This is a genomic window from Candidatus Bandiella woodruffii (assembly GCF_034359465.1).
Classification (GTDB): domain Bacteria; phylum Pseudomonadota; class Alphaproteobacteria; order Rickettsiales; family Midichloriaceae; genus NDG2.
Genome location: NZ_CP110820.1, coordinates 117,223 through 134,079 on the forward strand (window position 1 = coordinate 117,223; position 16,857 = coordinate 134,079).

The 16,857-nt window shown below is 36.8% G+C and carries 18 protein-coding genes; 5 read left to right on the forward strand and 13 right to left on the reverse strand.

All coding sequences use genetic code 11. The annotated features are described in order from the left end of the window. Positions 1 to 122 precede the first annotated feature (122 nt). Positions 123 to 386 (reverse strand): hypothetical protein, encoded by a 264-nt coding sequence (locus tag Bandiella_RS00635; protein WP_323732991.1) that lies wholly within the window; start codon positions 384 to 386, stop codon positions 123 to 125. Positions 387 to 406: 20 nt separating this feature from the next. Between Bandiella_RS00635 and Bandiella_RS00640 the strand changes: the two genes are divergently transcribed. Together Bandiella_RS00640 and Bandiella_RS00645 are read left to right on the forward strand one after the other, a co-directional pair. Next, entirely contained in the window at positions 407 to 880 is a 474-nt protein-coding gene (locus tag Bandiella_RS00640) for an IS1/IS1595 family N-terminal zinc-binding domain-containing protein (protein WP_323732992.1), read from the forward strand. Next, complete coding sequence (locus Bandiella_RS00645; protein WP_323733369.1) at positions 784 to 1,152, forward strand: IS1 family transposase; 369 nt, start codon at positions 784 to 786, stop codon at positions 1,150 to 1,152. Before Bandiella_RS00640 ends, Bandiella_RS00645 begins: the two co-directional genes overlap by 97 nt. Here the strand turns inward: Bandiella_RS00645 and Bandiella_RS00650 are convergent. Next, the gene (locus Bandiella_RS00650) at positions 1,149 to 1,754 is read right to left on the reverse strand and encodes a hypothetical protein (protein ID WP_323732993.1); all 606 of its coding nucleotides are present in this window, start codon (positions 1,752 to 1,754) and stop codon (positions 1,149 to 1,151) included. The two genes, Bandiella_RS00645 and Bandiella_RS00650, sit on opposite strands and share 4 nt — an antisense overlap. Before the next feature lie 199 nt (positions 1,755 to 1,953). On the opposite strand from Bandiella_RS00650, the gene Bandiella_RS00655 reads away from it, so the two are divergent. After that, positions 1,954 to 2,379, forward strand: a complete 426-nt coding sequence (locus Bandiella_RS00655) for an IS1/IS1595 family N-terminal zinc-binding domain-containing protein (protein ID WP_323732659.1) — start codon at positions 1,954 to 1,956, stop codon at positions 2,377 to 2,379. Then, positions 2,328 to 2,672: an IS1 family transposase gene (locus tag Bandiella_RS07395; RefSeq protein ID WP_407651266.1), complete on the forward strand. Its 345-nt coding sequence runs from the start codon at positions 2,328 to 2,330 to the stop codon at positions 2,670 to 2,672. The genes Bandiella_RS00655 and Bandiella_RS07395 overlap by 52 nt, the downstream gene beginning before the upstream one ends. Before the next feature lie 52 nt (positions 2,673 to 2,724). On the opposite strand, the gene ccmC is transcribed toward Bandiella_RS07395, so the two are convergent. The 11 genes from ccmC to gap all read right to left on the reverse strand — a co-directional run bounded on the left by ccmC (position 2,725) and on the right by gap (position 13,383). Beyond that, the gene (ccmC, locus tag Bandiella_RS00660; RefSeq protein ID WP_323732994.1) at positions 2,725 to 3,429 is read right to left on the reverse strand and encodes a heme ABC transporter permease CcmC; all 705 of its coding nucleotides are present in this window, start codon (positions 3,427 to 3,429) and stop codon (positions 2,725 to 2,727) included. Positions 3,430 to 3,437: 8 nt separating this feature from the next. Beyond that, positions 3,438 to 4,283, reverse strand: coding sequence for a cytochrome-c oxidase, cbb3-type subunit III (ccoP, locus tag Bandiella_RS00665; RefSeq protein ID WP_323732995.1), 846 nt, complete (start codon positions 4,281 to 4,283; stop codon positions 3,438 to 3,440). After that, on the reverse strand, positions 4,280 to 4,432 hold the full coding sequence (locus Bandiella_RS07400) for a cbb3-type cytochrome oxidase subunit 3 (RefSeq protein WP_407651250.1): 153 nt from the start codon (positions 4,430 to 4,432) through the stop codon (positions 4,280 to 4,282). Before Bandiella_RS07400 ends, ccoP begins: the two co-directional genes overlap by 4 nt. Positions 4,433 to 4,452: 20 nt before the next feature. Continuing rightward, positions 4,453 to 5,172: a cytochrome-c oxidase, cbb3-type subunit II gene (ccoO, locus tag Bandiella_RS00670; RefSeq protein WP_323732996.1), complete on the reverse strand. Its 720-nt coding sequence runs from the start codon at positions 5,170 to 5,172 to the stop codon at positions 4,453 to 4,455. A 4-nt stretch (positions 5,173 to 5,176) separates the two neighbouring features. Continuing rightward, on the reverse strand, positions 5,177 to 6,568 hold the full coding sequence (ccoN, locus tag Bandiella_RS00675) for a cytochrome-c oxidase, cbb3-type subunit I (RefSeq protein WP_323732997.1): 1,392 nt from the start codon (positions 6,566 to 6,568) through the stop codon (positions 5,177 to 5,179). Positions 6,569 to 6,707: 139 nt separating this feature from the next. Then, positions 6,708 to 8,633 (reverse strand): ATP-dependent zinc metalloprotease FtsH, encoded by a 1,926-nt coding sequence (gene ftsH, locus Bandiella_RS00680; protein WP_323732998.1) that lies wholly within the window; start codon positions 8,631 to 8,633, stop codon positions 6,708 to 6,710. 86 nt (positions 8,634 to 8,719) lie between these two features. Further along, positions 8,720 to 9,556 carry a pyruvate, water dikinase regulatory protein gene (locus Bandiella_RS00685; RefSeq protein WP_323732999.1) on the reverse strand — a complete coding sequence of 279 codons (837 nt, stop codon included), beginning with the start codon at positions 9,554 to 9,556 and terminating at the stop codon, positions 8,720 to 8,722. A gap of 105 nt (positions 9,557 to 9,661) precedes the next feature. Further along, positions 9,662 to 10,471, reverse strand: coding sequence for an NADPH-dependent 7-cyano-7-deazaguanine reductase QueF (gene queF, locus Bandiella_RS00690; protein WP_323733000.1), 810 nt, complete (start codon positions 10,469 to 10,471; stop codon positions 9,662 to 9,664). Further along, complete coding sequence (gene queC, locus Bandiella_RS00695) at positions 10,468 to 11,181, reverse strand: 7-cyano-7-deazaguanine synthase QueC (protein WP_323733001.1); 714 nt, start codon at positions 11,179 to 11,181, stop codon at positions 10,468 to 10,470. Before queC ends, queF begins: the two co-directional genes overlap by 4 nt. Next, a complete protein-coding gene (locus Bandiella_RS00700) occupies positions 11,178 to 12,371 on the reverse strand; it encodes a phosphoglycerate kinase (protein WP_323733002.1) in 1,194 nt (397 codons plus the stop codon). The genes queC and Bandiella_RS00700 overlap by 4 nt, the downstream gene beginning before the upstream one ends. Before the next feature lies 1 nt (position 12,372). Then, positions 12,373 to 13,383, reverse strand: coding sequence for a type I glyceraldehyde-3-phosphate dehydrogenase (gene gap / locus Bandiella_RS00705; RefSeq protein ID WP_323733003.1), 1,011 nt, complete (start codon positions 13,381 to 13,383; stop codon positions 12,373 to 12,375). A 93-nt stretch (positions 13,384 to 13,476) separates the two neighbouring features. Between gap and Bandiella_RS00710 the strand changes: the two genes are divergently transcribed. After that, positions 13,477 to 16,650 carry a UvrD-helicase domain-containing protein gene (locus Bandiella_RS00710; protein ID WP_323733004.1) on the forward strand — a complete coding sequence of 1,058 codons (3,174 nt, stop codon included), beginning with the start codon at positions 13,477 to 13,479 and terminating at the stop codon, positions 16,648 to 16,650. Positions 16,651 to 16,857: the final 207 nt, after the last annotated feature.

Below are 16,857 nucleotides of genomic sequence, written 5' to 3' on the forward strand. Positions count from 1 at the left end.
GGACCATGGTCTAAAAAAATTAACAAAAAACTGGTTTCCCCAAGAATTCAAAAGATTTCTTTGAGGTGGGATATGGTAATTTTTAGCTTTTTATTGATTCTGCGAAGCGTGATTTTATGAGCTTAGGCAGTAAGAACCGTTAAACGTTTTAAATTAAAGCAGATAGCATTCATAAATTCAGCAAACTGATTTTTGGCAATTCCTATGTATCGCAATCGTTTATTATCTTGAGAAAACACCCTCTCAAACGGAGCCCTTATGGAAGTATAGTATCGATCAAGGTCAAAATTCTTTTGCTTCATATTGTTTTTCTTGATGGCGCAAAAATGAATACCTCTGCTTTTAGCTGCATTCTTTGCTGGTGCAACACAAGGGAGTGTTGCCATAAGATAGATAAGATGCTAAAATGAATATAGCGAGCAACAAAGAAAATAGAGATATGAATACAGAGTGTAAAAAATGCAGTAGCAGTAAATACGTTAAGAATGGTAATATTAGGGGTATGCAAAGGTATAAATGCAAAGAGTGTGGATGTAATTTTACAAACACTAAATTAAGAGGCTGTTCGCCAGAGATGAAGGCTCTGGCAGTGTTATTGTACAGCATGGGAAAAAGTAGCTTTAGATGGCTAGGGAAATTATTTAAAGTAGCTCATACTAGCGTATATAAGTGGATAATACTGTATGCTAAAAAGATACCAAGACCAACAGTGCCGGAAGAATTGAGAGAAGTTGAAATAGATGAGATGTGGCATTTTGTAGATTCAAAAAAAACAAATTATGGATATGGAAAGCCTATAGTAGGGAGCTCAAGAGAGTTGTTGCCTGGGTGGTTGGTAAGCGTAACGTTACAACCTTTAGAAAATTGTGGAAAATCATAAGTAGAGATAATTGCACTTATTACACAGACGATTGGTCTGTTTATTCAGAGGTTATACCTCGCCATCAACATGTTGTTGGCAAACAACATACACTCTCAATTGAGTCCAATAACTCAAACACAAGGCACAGAATTGCAAGAATGACCAGAAAAACAAAGGTAGTTTCAAAATCTGAAGAAGTTGTCGATCTTACGATTAAGCTCTGGCTACATTTTGAGGATAACAATAATTTCCTAAGTGAGCAGGGCAATTTTATATCTATCTTTGGCTAACACTCTGAATAATTATTCTCAAAAGTAAAAATCAACGAGGTCTTGTCTGAGATTTTTAATCCTAAAATTGCTGCAAAAAACAATTCATTATTTTTTATTTTAGAATGTAGCTTAGCTGCAGACATGACTTCAAAAAAATTTCCCTTCATTTTTCCCATATCAAATGACCTAGCATAAGCAGCTCCGAACTTCAGTGAGGGATGAAAAACATGAGCACCACCTGCTCCTTGTATAGCAGGCGGCAACCCTATCATTACATCAAAAGAAGCCCGCTGATTTGCTTTTTTATATAACAATGTCCTAAGTCCTAAATCATACCCAACTCCAACAAAGTTCATATTAACTTTTGCATTTCTTAGTAGTATTTTTTCATCTTCTGATATCTGCTGATTACTTTGTATGTATTTCACGTCCTCTTTATTAAGTTGGCTATAATTGCCGTTGTTATGATGTACGGCATTATCTCCTTCGTCTAAGTCTATCTTTAAGGTACACATTATTCTTTGTATCTCTAATTTACTGATAAAAGTAAATCTATCAGATAACCCTCGCTCTTTATAAATTGAAAATATAAGTTTTTTTGTACTATCGTTGAAGAACAACTGTTGATTTGCAGCAGTATTTATATAACAGAACGACGTACTGTAACCTGAATCAAGCGCTATGCCATACTCAGTATATTTGTGTTTTTTTCCTCTTTCCCATGCATAACCAAGAAGCTTTGGGAGTGTTTTAAAAGGGATAGGAAAGAAGAAAAGAATGTGATATAAGGAGAGGGAAGGAAAAAAAAGAAAGGGAAAAATGGAGAAAATAGAATGTAAATATTGCAAAGGGAAAGGGGTATCAAAAAATGGATATGCAAGGAAAAAGCAGAGATACAAATGTAAGAGTTGTAATAAAAACTTTACAGAAGGAGATGGTAGGAAGAATTGGAAATATGGTAATAAAGAGAGGAGCATGGTGATAAAGATGTATCTAAATAACTGCGGAATTAGGAGGATAGCTCACATATTAAATATCCCGTTAAGTACAGTATTTTATTGGATCAAACAAGCAGGGAAAGTAGTAGATGAGATGGTGACGAATCAAAAGATAGAGGGAGATAAGAGGCGTATAGAGATATTAGAGATGGATGAGCTATATACATACGTCAAAAAAAAGAGAATAAAACAAGAATATGGACTGCTGTCGATAGGGACAGATTCAAAACTGTTGCGTTTAAAGTAGGTTCAGGTGATAAAGAAAATTACGTAGATTTAGCTCGTGAGCTAGGAGAAAAATACCAAATTCGTTATATGTGTACAGATGGGTATGAGGTCTATTGTCATTATAAAATTGCTCAAATACATCTGCAGACAAAGTCTGAAACTTGTTTGGTTGAGAGCTTCAATTCCTCCTTAAGGGATATGCTTGCTAGATTAAATCGCAAGACTAAACGCTTTAGCAAGTGTTCTGAAATGCTAAGATTATCCCTTGTTTTATTTTTTAACAAAGCTTTAGCTCTTTCTATCTATTTATGAACACTCCCGAAGCTTTGTTGGGCATAATACAAAACAACATATAATTAGTATTTTAAAAAATTTTTCCCTTAAATGATGCATTTCTTGCCTTCCTGACAACCATCTCTGATTGGATGATAACCATTATTATGGATATAGCAAGAAAAAATATTGCCAGAAATGTGATACTTAAAGGAAAAAGCATAGATGCATGTATCTTGGGGCCGTTAAATGTAAGGACGCTGCTTTTTTGATGCAACGTTGCCCACAAATCAACAGAGAACTTTATAATGGGCAAGTCTAACAGCCCGAAGATCGCAAGGACTGCCGACACTTTGGCGGCTCTGAGTTCATTTTGAAATGAATGCCTCATCATAAAATATAGTAGTTCGAAGCAAAATAATATAAGCATTGATGTCAATCTTGCATCCCAAATCCACCAAGTACCCCATGCTGGTTTACCCCATATTGCACCGGTTAGAAGTGTGCATATAGTCAGATATATACTCACATACGCAGAGGATTTGGCAGTAATATCATAAACTGGATTTCTGAAGATTAAGAACAGCAATGAGAATGCCCCTAAAAAGAAATAAAATGCCACAGCAAGCCATGCAGAGGGTACGTGCAAATATAATATTTTAACTAAACTTCCCTGCAAATAATCATCTGGAGAATCAAAGAAGATTATATATAAAGCATATGCGAATAAAATAGAGGATAATCCAAATGTTATAACAAGTGTTTTAAGGAAATGTTTATTAAAGAATTTAAGCATATTTGAGCCTAATCACTACCACCACTCAATTGGTTCACATAAATTGCAAGTTGCCTAATTGTTGGATCTGATAATTTCCCTTGCCAGTACGGCATCACTCCAGCCCTGCCATTGTAAATAACGTCATAAATAGTGTTGTAATCTTTACCGTAAAGCCAAATAGCGTCACGTAAATTGGGGGCCCCAAATTCCTTTAAACCTGATGCATCCGCACCGTGGCACGAAGAGCAGTTTTGTTGGAACAGCGCGTTTGCATCGTCATCGGAATAAGAATTGTTGTTTAAATTCATAACATATTTTGTTAGGCTGTCTATTTGTTTTGGTGTTAAAATTTTATCCTTGCCAAATGCTGCCATTGCAGAATCTCTTGTATCGTCGTGATTGGAACGTATTCCGTACTTGATCGTTGTGTATATATCATCAATTTCCCCACCCCACATCCATGCACCTGAAGCAAGGCTTGGGTAGCCAATATTGCCACCTCCTCCAGCTCCATGGCAAACTACACAGTTGTTTTCAAATGCAGATTTTCCACCTGCCATAGCAAACTTTGTTAGCTTCTTGTCTTTCAATACCTCCTCAAAACTACTTTTGTTAAATTGTTCCTGATATTTAAATCGTACCTTTTCTAAGTCTTTCAGTTTTTCATCAACTTCTCCACCAGATGACCAGCCTAAAATACCGCCACTATTGGGTACAGGCCACGCTGGGTATAAAAGCCAGTATCCAAGTGCAAAAAACAAAGATCCGTAAAAGAATAGCCTCAACCAGAAAGGGTCAGGTGTGTCATACTCTTTGATACCATCCCATTCATGGCCAGTTGTTTTAGTTTCTTCTTTTTCCTCTTTTCTCACTTTTTTGCCTCATCTTTGTTAATTGGAATTCTACTTAGTTTCTCATATAGTTTCTTTGATTTTGGGCGATATAACCAACCCAAAAGAACCACTATACTAAAACTTAAAAAAATCAGTGTTCCAATTTTTATGTATAGAATTTCACGCATGGTATGTGTATGGTTAATTTTTATTTATTGCTGGTTATTTCAATTTTGTTACCAAGTCCCTGTAAATACGCCACTAATGCATCCATCTCGGTGATTTCATCCGTTTTTCTGTTAAATTTTCTAATAGAAACTTTATCGCTGTATCTTTTTTGAAAATCCGCAAGTGCTTCTGCATCTTGATTTATTCCCAATTGTACTTGTATGTCGACCTCGCTGGCATCTATATCCTTATCACTATATGGGACACCTATCAACTTTAAAGTCGACATCTTTTCTTTTAGATTGCTTGTATTGAGCTTTTTTGTCAATAAAAATGGATACGATGGCATTATCGATTCTGGCACCAGGCTTCGTGGATTGAATAAGTGCTCTGTATGCCAATCATCCGAGTATTTCTCCCCAACTCTTGCCAAATCTGGCCCCGTCCTTTTTGACCCCCAAGTGAATGGAAAGTCATACATACTTTCAGCTGCCAAGGAATAATGACCATATCTTTCTACTTCATCGCTTAAACGTCTGATTTGTTGGCTATGACAGCCATAGCACCCCTCTCTTTTGTAGATGAAAAACCCCTGAAGCTCAAGGGGGGTATAAGGTCTTAACTTCTGGGTTTCTTGGGCCTCTACTTCTTTTTTAAATAACGGGAAGATTTGTATAATCGCCCCTATTGAGGTAACAAAAATCGTTAAAACTAACAGTATGAATATACTCTTTTCTATTTTGCTATGAAAGCCATTCATAATTTCACTCCTTCGTCCTGTATATTGTCATATAAGTATTGTATATCATAACAAAAGTTCCAGACCAAAAAAATAAACCACCTATTGCGCGTATCAAGTAAAATGGTGCCAGAGCTTTGACTACCTCAATAAACGAATATTGCAAAAAGCCCATATCATCATAGCTTCTCCACATTAATCCTTGGGCAATCCCAGCAGTCCACATGGATGTTATATACAAAACAATCCCTATTGTTGATAGCCATAGGTGTATGCTGATTAATTTTACAGAATACATTTCTTTCTTCCCCCATAAATCTGGTATCATATGATACAGAGCGCCAAAACTAATCAATGCAACCCATCCTAAAGCACCGGAATGCACGTGGCTTACAGTCCACTCTGTGTAATGGCTCAGGGCATTTACAGATTTTATGGACATCACCGGTCCTTCAAAAGTACTCATTCCATAAAAAGCAACCGCTATTATCAAAAATCTTAAGACTGGGTCCTCGCGCAACTTATGCCAGGCACCTGATAGTGTCATAATCCCATTCACCATCCCTCCCCAAGATGGTATCCAAAGAATGATAGACATTGTCATTCCTAAAGTCTGTACCCAATCTGGTAAAGATGTATAATGTAAATGGTGGGGGCCAGCCCAGATGTATAAGAATAACAATGCCCAAAAATGCAATATTGACAAGCGGTATGAGTAGACAGGTCTATTTGCTCTTTTGGGAACGAAGTAATACATAATTCCTATGAATCCAGCAGTCAACCAGAACCCCACAGCATTATGACCGTACCACCACTGAATCATAGCTGATTGTACTCCCGAAAAATATGAGACACTTTCGCTACTTGTAATTGAGACGGGAATACTTATGTTATTTCCTAAGTGCAGTACTGCAACAACTATAATAAATGCTAGAAAAAACCAATTTGCTACGTAAATATGAGGCTCTTTTCTGTTTTTTAATGTCATGATAAAAACAAACAGATAGCTCACCCATACAATTGTTAATAGAATATCGGCGTACCATTCAGGCTCTGCGTACTCTTTCCCCTGTGTAATCCCCATTACATAGCCAGAAGCGGCTAACAATATGAAGAGTTGATATGCATAAAAAATAAAGGTAACTAATTTTGGAGCATAGATTTTAGTTTGACTTGTTCTTTGGACAACATAAAGAGAGGTAGCAAGTAAAACATTGCCGCCAAATGCAAAAATAACGCCGCTAGTATGAACTGGCCTCAGCCTTCCAAACGTAGTCCACTCTATACCAAAATTGAGCTCTGGGTAAAATAACTGGAATGCTATAAACACACCGGCACCCATTCCAACAACCCCCCAAAACAATGAAGCCAATGTAAAAAGCTTTAAGTTTTTGTAGTCATAATCTACCGAACTCATCACATATTAAAAAATTGATTGTCAAAACCGGTAACAGGCTAGCATAAATTAGGTTCACAATCAATAGAGGTGATTACAAATGGCTCAAAAATTCATAAAAGCATTTCTTCCATCAGAGTTTATGATTGACAAATTTTCATCAAGTATACTTTACATCTTGCGATACTACTGAACCAGAAGTATCAGACCTACTACTAGGAATTGAGGAAGTGCCAAAATCACTGGATTTGTTAATGTCTGAACTTCTGTTAATTTCTTTTCCAACAAGTAGCCCCTGAATTTCCTCCCCTGTTAGGGTTTCATACTTTATAAGCTGCTTAGCTAAATTGTGCAACTTATCCTTGTTTTTTGTGACAATATCCTGAGCAGTACTATAGGCATGTGTTAACAACTTGTTAATTTCATGATCAACTTTTTCGGCAAGTTGATCTGATATTCCACTTTCTTTACCTGCGCTGTACCCTAAGAATACCTCTTCTTTGTCGTTTCCTATCATAATTGGGCCAATTTCATCACTCAGACCCCATTTTGTCACCATATTTCTAGCAATCTCCGTTGCGACTTTAATGTCATTGGATGCTCCCGTCGTAACTTTTTCCTTACCAAATATCACCTCTTCAGCGACTCTGCCACCCATTAAAATTGCTAATTTGGTCTCAAGCCGTTGTTTACTGTAAGACAGCCTATCTCCTTCTGGTAATTGCATCACCATACCTAAAGCCCTCCCACGCGGTATAATCGTGGCTTTATGGATAGGGTCAGATTCAGGCATAGAAAGCCCAATTAAAGCATGCCCGCCTTCGTGATACGCAGTGATCTCTTTCTCCGTTTCTGACATCACCATCGATCTTCTTTCTGCTCCCATCATCACCTTATCTTTCGCGTGCTCTAATTCTTCCATCGTCACGACGTTTCTGTCTAAACGTGCGGCTGCAAGGGCTGCTTCATTAATTAGATTGGCAAGGTCTGCGCCGGAAAAACCAGGTGTTCCACGGGCAATGATACTGACATTGACGTCAGGAGCAGTTGGAACATTTTTTATATGAACTTGCAAAATCTGTTCCCTACCTCTCACATCTGGTATCGGTACTGTAATTTGCCTGTCAAACCTACCTGGTCTTAAAAGTGCTGGATCTAACACGTCCGGTCTATTTGTGGCTGCCACCACGATTATCCCCTGATTATCGGCGAATCCATCCATCTCAACTAACAATTGGTTCAAAGTTTGCTCACGCTCGTCATTTCCTCCGCCCAATCCAGCTCCTCTATGTCTACCAACTGCATCAATTTCATCAATAAAAACTATGCAAGGAGCATGTTTTTTGGCCTGAACAAACATATCTCTAACTCTGCTTGCTCCAACTCCAACAAACATTTCAACGAAATCTGAGCCAGAAATAGTAAAGAATGGAACTCCAGCTTCGCCAGCAACCGCCTTTGCAAGTAAGGTTTTTCCGGTGCCTGGAGAACCAATCAGCAAGCATCCTTTTGGGATTTTACCTCCTAATTTGCTGAATTTTGCCGGATTTTTCAAGAAATCCACCACTTCTTTTAATTCCTCCTTTGCTTCGTCAACCCCTGCCACATCGGCAAAAGTGATTTTTTTGCCGTGATCTTGCGTTAATTTGGCTTTAGATTTTCCAAACCCCATAGCTTTTTCTCCAGGGTTCTGCATACTTTTCATAAAGTACATCCACACTCCCACTAACAGAAGTACTGGAAACCAAGAAAACAACACGCCCACTATGCTGCCTAATGTGGATTCTAGCGGCATTATGTTTATCTTTACGTCATTGCTTCTCAGATCATCTACCAGCTGAGAGTATTCTTTCGGTGCTAAGGTTACAAAAGACTCTCCGCTGTAAAATATACCATCTATGTTATTGCCGCGTATATTTACCTCTTTGACTTCTTTATTAGCAACTTTATTTAAAAAGTCAGAAAAAATTAACTTTTTACCTGTAACTCCAACCACATCGATTAGGCTATACACCATAATAATAACAAAAACTACGCCAATCCACTTGGTTATGTTGCTGTTGAAGTTATTTTTAAAATCTTTCATAAAACTATTGAAATTTACTTTTTACCTTTACCTTACGATATGGAATGCTACCACATATCAAAATTTTTATCATTAATAATTTATATTTAAGATATTCTCACCAAATGCTCTCCTTTTTTTGTGAAATATAAATTTATAATTTCTGCAGATATTTCTTCTATTGCTTTTGATGTTACATCGATGACAGGAATGTTATGGTGCCGAAAAATTTTATTTGCATACTTCAGTTCTTCTTTTGCAACCAAAGCATCTGTATACTCATTATTACAATGTTTTATATCTTTTGAGATAAGCCTAAACTGCCTAATCTGGATTAGTCTGTCTACACTAATTGTAAGCCCAACTACCAAAGGATTATTGATCTGAGACAGATTGTAATCAATACCATTTATGACTGGCCAATTTGCCACTTTATATCCTCTTTGAGCCAAATACAATGATGTGGGTGATTTAGATGTTCTAGAAACACCCATTATCAATATATCTGCCTCATTAAAATTTTGGCTTAGTTGTCCGTCATCGTGATTTACTGTGAAGTTGATCGCTTCTATTTTTTTAAAATAGCTTTCATCATCAAAAATTTCCTTCTCTGGATTTTTCTTGGATGCTGCAATTCCACAGTAGCTTGATATTTCAGAAATAATATTCCCGATGGGAGAAATACACTTGGTGTTTGTTTCTTGACAACGTGCTTTTAGGTAGTCTCTTAAATCTTTGTTTATTATCGTATATATTACCAACCCGGGTTTTTTCTTAATGCTTTCTATCAGTTGATTGATTTGCGATTTTACGCGTACCAAAGGCCACATATATTCTTTGATCTCGATGTTCTCAAACTGTGATGTTGCAGCTTTAGAAACTGCGATCACGGTCTCTCCAGAAGAGTCTGAAACCATGTATAAGTTTAAAGTTGGTTGCTGCATTTTTTTATTTTTCTGTGTTAGTAAGATTTAGTAAAAGAATTTAATATTTCAAGGGCTGGTTTGAAATTTTAGGAACGCCTTATAATCCTCGCTTGAGGGGGTAAATTATTGTCTTTGCACCCTATAATTTAGTGGGGCCTCGCTCTTCTCAGAGCATCTATAAGGATTAATATCAACCCCGCCTCTTCTCGTATATCTTGCGTATACCTCTAAGTACTCAGGTTTGCAGGTGTGATAAATGTCCATGTATATTTTTTCAATACATTGTTCATGGAACTCATTTAAACCTCTTAGGGAAATTATATAATTTAGCAAACTCGCATAATTTATTTTATTCCCCGAGTAAGTCAACATTAATGTCCCCCAATCTGGCTGCATTGTGACTGGACAATTAGATTTTAGCAGGTTTGTAAATAACTTTTCTTTAAACACTCTGGTTCCCTCTATGGCTGCTAGCTTTTTATTCTCCACTGCGTTTGAGTAAAAATCATCTATACTGACCCCAGGCGGAGTCATATAAGTTACTTTTGTTTCCAAAGGAATCAGTTTCACTTGTACATCGGTGTTCAACTTATCAGACATATCCTTTTGAATGGTGTCCTTAACATGCTGCGGAGAAGTGAAAACAGTTCCGTTAAAGGAATTTAGGTATAATTTGAGTGACTTAGATTCAATTATAAACTCAGATTGAGCAGAATAGATAATTTCGGCCATACTAACCTCAGGCCTTCCATCGCTTCTGAGCCAAGAGATTTCATACGCATTCCACACATCATGTCCAAAAACAGGGGTGTTGGCTGACATTCCCAATTCGTTTCTTTTAAGCGTTCTTGATATAGGGAATAATAAGCTGTTATCATACAATTCTGTATATTCTGATTTTTTCCCTAAAAATGTACCTCTATATGACGTCATAGTGCCAAGTATGTATAAGAATCAGTATATTTTATAGGGTCTCTTAACCCTATGTCTGTAAAGGCATTGATCCTTAACTGGCATGCATCACACTGACCACAAGCAACTCCCTCAATATTTGGGTTATAACATGAAGAGGTAAGTGAGTAGTCAACTCCTAATCTCAAGCCCTCTTGTATAATCTGCGCCTTGTTTAGCTGCAAGAGTGGGGCATGGATTTTTATCACAGCACCACCTCTTTGCGTAGATCTGGCTAATGCTAAATTAGCCATTCGGTTGTAAGCTTCTATATATGCCGGTCTGCAGTCGGGATAACCACTGTAATCTAATATGTTAGCGCCGATAAATATATCGTCAGCAGGCAATACTTCCGCATAAGCAAGAGAATATGACAGAAATATAGTGTTCCTAGCGGGCACATATGTGCTGGTAATGCCGCTTAATATCTCTTCTTGAGTCCTGTTGATTGGCACTTTAATGTCGTCAGTAAGAGCTGAATTTCCAAATGTCTTTAAATCTATTGTTATGATCTTGTGCTGTGCTTCTGGCGCAATTAAAGCCTTTACCTTTTTCGCTGCCTCCAACTCCACAACTTGCTTCTGGCCATAATCAAAACTTATGCAACATGGTTCATACCCTCTTTCTTTCACTATGGCTAATGTTGTTGAAGAGTCAAGGCCTCCACTTAATAACACAACTGCTTTTTTCATATCTTTTTCTCTCTTAAATGTGTTAATCCTATCAAATTTCCTTTTTCAAGCAACTCCAAAAACGCTCCTCCTCCCGTGGAGATATAGGAGAAATCAGACTTTAACCCTGACATCTTTGCAACTGCAGCTGCATCTCCCCCGCCAATGATGCTGATTAAACCATCTATTTTTGTCAAATATGCTATTGCTCTCGCAATATATAAGCTGCTGACAGCATATTGAGGCTCTTCATAAAACCCTATTGGTCCATTCCATACGACCACCTTAGAAGATTTGAGAATATTGTGTATTTTTTCGCAACTATTTGGCCCAATATCAAGTACACAATCATCACCAGAGATGTCTGCCAATTGCTTAATGAAAAGCTTATTGGCGCTATTTTTCCCCACAAAATCTGTTGGTAACACTATCTTATCTTGGTACTCGTAGTAAAGATTTTTTGCTTCTTGTATAAAGTTTTCCTCATAGAAAGAACTTCCAACCTGCAATCCAAGGGCCTTAAAAAAGTTATTTGCCATCGCTCCACCGATGACTATGTTGTCCACTTTGTTTGCCAGGTTTTTTAATACAGAGAGCTTCGTGGATATTTTTTTACCACCGATTATTAAAGTTTGGGGCCTTCTATTTCCATTTAATGCGGTGTTTAGGTGCTGCATCTCATTTGCCACCAATAACCCTGGATAAGATGGAACGAATTCTGTTATAGCCTCAATTGAGGCGTGCCTTCTATGGCAACAGGAAAATGCATCGTTTACATAAATATCGCAAAATTTACTTAATTGCTTGGCAAAGCTTTTATCATTGCTTTCCTCTCCTTCATGAAACCTTAAATTTTCCAACAATGCTATTTCTGTGCTATGCAATTGCTTAATAATATCCACACTGTCTTGCGAGAAGATATCTGCTATAAACTTTACCGAAACATTATAATATGTTTCCAGATAGGGAATAAGCTTTCTTAAGGATAGCTTCGGATCAACTTTACCATTTGGTCTTCCGAAATGGCTTGCCAACACTATCTTAGCTCCACTTTGAGCCAGGTAATTAATGGTAGGAATAATGCTTGTGATTCTTGTGTCGTCAAGCAACGTCTCATTATCATCAAATGGTACATTAAGATCGCATCTTAGCAAAACTCTTCTGCCTGATAAATTGATGTTTTTTAGTTGTTTTAAGCTCTCTTCCTTCATACTAAAGTCCTGTTATTAAGTTTGCAACTTCCAACATTCTACAAGAAAATGCCCATTCATTATCGTACCAAGCCATAATTCTGCAGAATCTTTTGTTTAAAACTCTTGTTTCATTTATATCAAAAATCGCACTGGCAGTTGTATGATTGAAGTCTATGGATACAAGTTGTTCATCCACCACTTCAACTATGCCTTTATAAAGCAGTTTTGCCTCTTTTCTTACTATATCATTGATTTCTTCACTTGAAGTTTCTTTGCTTGCGTAAAAACTTAAGTCAATCATAGAAACGTTTGGGGTAGGGACTCTGATTGCCGCTCCATCAAGCTTTCCCTTTAAGCTTGGAAGGACCAAACCTATAGACTTTGCAGCGCCAGTTGTGGTTGGAATCATTGAAACAGCTGCTGCTCTTGCTCTTCTTAAGTCTGTATGTCCCCCATCTATAATTCTTTGGTCGTTTGTGTATGAATGGATGGTGGTCATAAAGCCACTCTCAATCCCCACTCCGCTATCAAGGATTTTTGCAATAGGTGCCAAACAATTTGTTGTACATGAACCGACAGATATTATTTCATCATCAGACGTAATATCCTGATGATTAACCCCCATAACAATGGTTTTGTCAGCTTCTTTACAGGGTGCAGAAACAAGTACTTTCCTTGCACCCTGCTTGATGTGTTGGTAAGATTTATCTCTGTTAGTAAAATTTCCTGTACATTCTAATACTACATCCACACCGTATTGCTCCCAATTGATTGATTCTATATTTCTTTGAGTCAACAATTTAACCCTCTTACTTCCTACAAAAATCTGATCGTTCTCAATTTTTTCAACGCCGGAGAAATGACCATGCACAGAGTCATGGCGAAGCAGGTGGATCTTGGACTCTATGTTAGATTCTCCCAAATTAACAGCAACCAAGTTAAAGTTCTCATAATCCTCCTCAAAATACCGTCTGAATAAATTTTTTCCTATCCTACCAAGTCCGTTAATAGCAACGTTTTTTTTGCGCATGAATGCAACTTTATTTTGTTTTACGCTTAAGAATTTAAATGTTAACTTCCAGTATGGCAAGTAAGGATTTTAATTATTTTTACAAAAATTACAATGAAAGCGGGTATAAGCACCTCCATAAAAATTCAACAGCAAGCATCAAACCCAGAAAATAGCGTTTATCTGGCTGCATCTGCTGGAACTGGTAAAACAAAAACATTGGTGGACAGAGTCCTAAGGTTCTTATTGGATGGTGTAAAGATAGAAGAAATTCTGTGCATCACCTTTACTAACGCAGCTGCGAACGAAATGCTCGAGAGATTAAAAAGTAGGCTTGAATCTTGGTTTTTAATGCCAGAAGAATGTTTGAGTCTTAGTATAAAAGAGCTAATTGGGAAAGAAGTAACCGTACATCAATTGCAATATGCAAAACAGCTTTATACTATCTGCCTTAATAATTTTGAAAAATTCAGAATACAAACACTCCATTCGTTTTGTGCAGAAGTGCTAAGCCAATTACACTATATAGATGGAAATGAGCTGGATAAAATAAAAATCATAGATAATTATACAAAAAAACGGTTAATAGAAGTGGCCTATGAAAAGGTAGCCGTCTCTTCCCGTTCGAAAATAGAGGTAGACTTGGCAATTACTAGGCTGGCTCATAAGTATGACTATACCGACCTTCTGAATTTAGTTTTTAATCTGCTTTCTCAAAAGCAGAATCTCTATAATTTTTTAAACTCTCACGGATCAATTCAAGAATTGGTTGATGAGCAATACAAGTTTTTTCGCGCAAATAAACAGCTGCCCGCGGATGATATAACGGACAGATTCATAACACACAATATGGATGAATTGACAGCAGACATAAAACATTCGCAAGGGGAAGAAACTTTGCGAACAATCAACGAATGGTGTGAAGGTGATTTGAGTTTTCGCAAGGTTAACCTTAGTGAGTATATAGATTGTTTCTTAACAAAAAGCATGGAACCAAGAATAAGGTTACCATTTAGCAAGCACTTCAGAGACAATAGTCTTGCCTTTATAGATTTATATAAACTTGAGCAGCAAAGGATTATAGATTTTCTTGAAGCGAAAACTGCTTATGAACAAGCTGAGTTCATGCAATACTTAATTATTTTTATTAACCAAATCACCATCGAATATGAAAAGCTAAAAGAAGAACTGGGTTATTTAGAATACGATGATTTAATTTTAAAAGTGCTAATGTTGTTCGAGGAGAATAACGATGCGGAAACCTTATTGTTTTCTCTTAACCTTTATCCAACGCATATCTTGATTGATGAAGCTCAGGATTTAAGTAAAAGCCAATGGCGGTTAATGCAAAAAGTTATAGGGAGTTTAGGGAACTCAAAAAATACCATTTTTATGGTTGGGGACTATAAACAATCAATCTATGGGTTCCAAGGCGCAGAGCCAGAATATTTTTTGGAAATTAATCAACTATATAAAACTAAGTTTACGTCATGGGAGTGTTTGGAGTTAACTCATTCGTTTCGTTCTCAAAAAGAAATTTTAGAGGCTGTTGATAAGATTTTTAACTCAGTTGGACTGACTGATAACCTGGTGCATATAGCAATCAAAGAGGGAATCGGCAAAGTTAATGTTATCCAACATTCTTATCAGGAACCCAAAAAAGATAGAGATACAGAGTGGAGTTTGCCGCAAAAAGAAATAAAAATGCTGGATAAAAAACAGCATAGTGCAAAAGAACTGGCACTTTTTATAGAGCACCTTTTAGGGGGGGGCAATGTAGAGCCTCAAGACATAATGGTGTTGTTTAGGAAAAGGGGAGAAAAGGTAGGATATTTTATTGAAGAACTAAGGAAAAAGAATATTAGTGTATCTCAGACAGATCAGGTGAATTTGAATGAAAACATCTTGATTCTTGATTTGCTATCATTGGTGAAATTTTTTTTGTTACCCGAGGATGATCTTAACTTAGCGAGTCTTCTTAAGTCTTCACTTTTTTGCTTCTCTGAAGATGCTTTGTTTAAAATTACGTATGGAAGAGAAGAAAATACGCTATGGGCTGTTTTACAAGATGTTTATCCAAAAATAAGTAAGACCTTATCAGAACTTAAAGAAGAGTATCAAAGTGGTTCAATCTATCAGTTTTATACTAATATATTGTATAAACGCCAGTTTATCAGAAACTTGAACAAAGAATTTGGTAGTAGTAGTTATGAAGTGGTTGATATATTTCTGGATAAAGTATTAGAATTTGAAAACACGTATCACAGGGGAGGACAGTCTTTTATAGAGTGGATTCAAGCCAATGCCCAGATATCAATCAAGAATGACCACATCCAAGGAGTCAGGGTCATAACTGCGCACGCGGCAAAAGGTCTGCAATCACCCATCGTCATAATAGCAGATGCCTCTGATTCAGAAAATCTGCCAACCGATAATTATTTTTGGCATGAAGACCGACTGATTGTCCAATATTCAAGCCAGTATGAGATACTTGCTCTTACAAAAATAAAGCATGCAAAAAACATTAAAGCGAAGCAAGAAAGCTTAAGATTGCTTTATGTGGCAATGACAAGAGCTGAAAATGAGCTTTATATATTTGGTGATGAAAAGGGTAGAGATGGAAGTTGGTATGGTATTGCAAAAAGTATATTACCGGAGAATTGTGTTTTATTTGAGAACTTAACGCTGAATAAAATGGAGTTAAAAAGCGATGCTGTAAAAAGTGTTGAGGTCCCTACTTTTTTAAAAAATAAACATGACGTAGGAAAAAACCAAGTACATAGACCTGTCGCGTCTACTGGAGAGCAGATATACTCAAATTTATCTGTTGTACGTGGAGTTTTTATTCACAAGATTCTGTCTGAAATTTCAAAAATTCCAGAACGAAGTTGGGTCCCTTATATTCAAAATTTAGCTAATATGGAGGAATTTAAGGTGATAGAGGATGAAGAAGTGGATAATATCATAAGAATAACGCAGATTATCGTGAGCAAGTTCCCTAAAATTTTTTATGGGCAGAATGTATTATCCGAAGTAAACATAAAAACTGATCTTGATGGAGAATTGATGCTGGCAAGAATTGATAAACTTGTTATAAACGATGAGGGCATAGAGATCATTGAAATCAAGGCTGATAAATCAAAGCGAATCAACCCCAATATGCTTCCTCTCGAATACAAAAAGCAGCTAGAGATATACAAAAAGTGCATATCCCTAGCATATCCAGGTAAGAACATCACATACAAAGTTCTTAGTTTCTATCAACAAAAGTTGCTAGAATTTAACTAAACTTTAAAACGAAACAAAATTGACAAAGTTATGATTATTTTCTAACTTCTCGCTGACCCAAAATAAGTGGCTTTCCGCACGCCTAGCGTTGCCAAGCATGTTTTGTTCATTTATGATTTTGGCCATAAAGTCTACTCGTTATTTTGTTGTTTATTTTGCTCGCGTTGTTCACGTTGCTTGTTTTGGCTTTGATCTTTTTCGTTTTGT